This window comes from Hyphomonas sp. UBA3601 (assembly GCF_002375605.1).
Lineage (GTDB): Bacteria > Pseudomonadota > Alphaproteobacteria > Caulobacterales > Hyphomonadaceae > Hyphomonas.
Genome location: NZ_DFME01000105.1, coordinates 254 through 841, shown reverse-complemented (window position 1 = coordinate 841; position 588 = coordinate 254). Strand labels below are relative to the sequence as shown.

At 60.7% G+C, this 588-nt stretch carries 2 protein-coding genes; both read left to right on the top strand.

Features of this window, described 5'->3' with window-relative positions; all coding sequences use genetic code 11:
* Nucleotides 1-392: hypothetical protein (locus tag B4F73_RS10415; protein ID WP_290483203.1), on the top strand; the 392-nt coding region annotated here is incomplete at its 5' end.
* A gap of 11 nt (nt 393-403) precedes the next feature.
* The coding region (locus B4F73_RS10410) for a hypothetical protein (protein ID WP_290483202.1) at nt 404-588 on the top strand (185 nt) is incomplete at its 3' end.

Here is a 588-nt window from a genome sequence, read left to right as displayed (position 1 = left end):
ACACCGCTCCAGCACCCTTTGAACCTGATCCGGCTAATACCGGCGCAAGGGACGGGAGTGAGCGCGTGGAATATATACGACTTCAGTATCAGGACTCCGCCTCCGCAATGCCGGAAGAGCGGTGGTTCGAGCTGAATCAAAACGCTGCAGTGAAACGCACGATCCACATTTGCGATACACGCGCCGTCAACAGCAGTATTGCCATCCAGTCCCATCGTCAGGCAGCTTTCGCCGATTGGGCTTATACCTCCGACGATCCCTGCCTGTTCGCCAACGCCTATGCGGCTTCTGCGGATCTTGTGCAGGAGTGGACCCGGAAAGGCTTCATCCAGCTGCCCGCCACAGCCGCCGACTTCAACAAGACATTCATGTCCGCCACACCGGCCATCTAAGGAATAGCCCCATGAACAAGCCCACAGACCAAAGCCAGTTCGAGACCCCCAAAGTCACCACCGGCGCCCTGCCCGCCAGCCGCAAGGTCTATTCCCACCCCGCCGACGCGCCGGACATTGCCGTGCCGCATCGCGAGATCGACCTCCACCCCAGCGCCAATGAGCCCGCCGTGCCCGTCTATGACACGTCCGGCCT